This is a genomic window from Flagellimonas sp. B-3 (assembly GCF_056857835.1).
Window position 1 is genome coordinate 1 of sequence record NZ_JBSXNW010000002.1, and the last position, 2,452, is coordinate 2,452.

The window sequence follows — 2,452 nt, forward strand, 5'->3', positions numbered from 1 at the left end:
GTGGATAGGGCGGTCAATGTATACCACCTGCGGCGGATGAAAGTGAGCAGTGCAAATCAAGTGCACGAGATCGACTCATTTTGGTGCTGAAGTTAACGTTTATTTTTAATTTTTTTTCTCATTGATTCCCCTTTTATGTCCACCCTGTGAGCCGAGTGCACCAGCCGGTCAAGGATGGCGTCGGCGATCGTTTTTTCACCGATGACATCGTGCCATGCCTCCACGGGCAGTTGTGAGGCTATAATGGTGGACCTTTTGCCGTGCCTGTCCTCTATGATCTCCATCAAAGAGTGCCTGTTGATGTTGTCCAATGGTTTTAGGCCAAAGTCATCCAGTATGAGCAGGTCCTGTTTTTCAAGTTTTCCAATGAATTTTAGATAGGACCCGTCCGCCTTTGAGGTTTTGAGCAAGGTAAAGAGTTTGGCCGTGTTGAAGTACATGGTCCTGTGCCCCATTGAGCAGGCCTGGTGCCCGATGGCGGAGGCCAGATAGCTCTTGCCGACCCCGGTGCTCCCGGTAATGAGCATATTTTCACCCTTGCGTATAAATCCACAGGAGGCGTAGCGCTGTATCCTGTTCCTGTCGATGTTCCTTCCAGGGCCGTAATCGATGGCCTCCATAACGGCACCGTACCTGAACCTTGCGGCCTTTGTCAGGCGCTCGATCTTGCGGTTGTGCCTATCGTCCCATTCGGACTGTACCAGATAGGCCACCAGTTCATCGTTGGTATAGTCCATGCTCTCGGGCGAGAGGCTGGTGTCAAAGGCCCTGAGCATCCCGTGGAGCCTGAGCTGTTTCATCTGTTCCAATGTCTTTGTGTTCATGTTGTCTGTTTTAATGTTTGTCATTTATAATAGTTTCCTCCCCTGATGTTATCGTGGTCCGGGACCTCGGAGGTATCCTCCGGGTCGTCCTCCAGGGTGTCCCACCCTTTTTTCAGTATCCGCTCCACCATGCTGTAATTATAGGCCCCATAGTCCGATGCCCGCCTGCAGGCATTGTCCAGCCGTTGGTTGCCGACCTTCTTGGCCAGGTGCAGTATGCCCATGCAGGATTTATAGGATTGTTCCGGATGTTGTTTCTTGTCGAGTATCCCGATGATGTACCCCTTGCAGTTCTCGCCGATGTGCGCGGCCCAGGAGATGAACTTCTCGCTGCTCCATTCGCTGACGAACCTGTGGTGGGAGGGCATATGTTCCGCTGCGGTGGTATAGCCGTAGCGTTGCCTCTTTCTTTCATGGACGGCCAAACGTTCGTGCCTGTGGTATATCTCCACGAAGCTGTCCGTGTAGACGATCTTCACCTGTTTGCCGATGTGCCTGTAGGGAACACTGTAGTAGTGCTTGTCCCTGCCAAGGTAGATATGGCTGTTCTTGTGGACCGTTCCCTTTGCATAAGATCTTATCTCATATCGTTTCAAGGGAAGGGGACCGAGCTCCGGCACCTCCACTTCCCGGAAGAGGGAACACCTGGAGTATTCCCTTCCCCTGAAGGAAATATTGTTATGGGCCCTTAGCAGTTCCAGGATGGCCCTGTTGATCTCGCCCACACTGTGGAAGGTGCTGTTGCGCAAAGGGGCGAACACCCTGGTATAGACAATGCGCACCGCGTTCTCCACGATGGCCTTGTCCCTTGGCCTGTAGGCCCTTGTCGGCAGCACGGCGGTATCGTAATGCTCCGCAAAATCGGCAAAGGCCTCGTTGACCTTCGGCTCGTAACTGCTGCTCTTGGTGACTGCCGACTTCAGGTTGTCGGTCACCAGGGCACGGGGGACCCCGCCATAGAACCACAGTGCGTTCTCGGTACATCGCATGAAGTCCTCCAGTTTCTGGCTCCGACAGGCCTCCACGTAGGTGTAATGGCTGCTGCCCAGTACGCACAGGTATACCTCGAGTTCCTGGATCTCTCCCGTATATTTGTCCGTTATATGGAGCTTTTTGCCCGTAAAATCGATGAAGAGCTTGTCGCCCGCCTTATGGGTGAAGTGCATCACTGGCGATGTCTCCTTTGTCCATTCACGGTACCAGTACCTGAACTGGGAGAGCTTGAACCCGTCTGGGTGCTTCGCATAATACTCTTCCCAGAGCAACTGGCGCGTGACCCCCGTTTTGCGGAGTTCCTTGTCAAAATAAGGGAAGTACCGCTCTAAGGTCCTCAGCTGTTCGCTCTTGGGCTTTTGGTCCGCCTTGAAGAGCCTGTGGATCTCCTCCAGGGTCATCTCCGAGACCTCGTAGGGCGTCAGCCTGTAGCACTTGAAGAACTCGATGTACTTGGCCACCGTGTTGCGGGAGATGCCAAGTTCCTTGCTGATCCGTCGCTTGCTGGCCCCCTCGCCGTACAATTTGTAAATCCTTTTTGCCTTTCGCATATCTATCTGTTTGTTCGCCATGGTCTTTTTTACAAAAGAAACCATCGCAACACTCAAATAGAATCGATCTTTTTAGTGGCTCAC

2 protein-coding genes are annotated in these 2,452 nt (G+C 52.8%); both read right to left on the reverse strand.

Annotated elements, in window-relative coordinates:
• Window positions 1-92: 92 nt before the first annotated feature.
• A complete protein-coding gene (gene istB, locus AC13CS_RS00010) occupies window positions 93-824 on the reverse strand; it encodes an IS21-like element helper ATPase IstB (RefSeq protein ID WP_127136804.1) in 732 nt (243 codons plus the stop codon).
• Between the two features lie 20 nt (window positions 825-844).
• Window positions 845-2,368 (reverse strand): IS21 family transposase, encoded by a 1,524-nt coding sequence (gene istA / locus AC13CS_RS00015; RefSeq protein WP_375334494.1) that lies wholly within the window; start codon window positions 2,366-2,368, stop codon window positions 845-847.
• Window positions 2,369-2,452 lie beyond the last annotated feature (84 nt).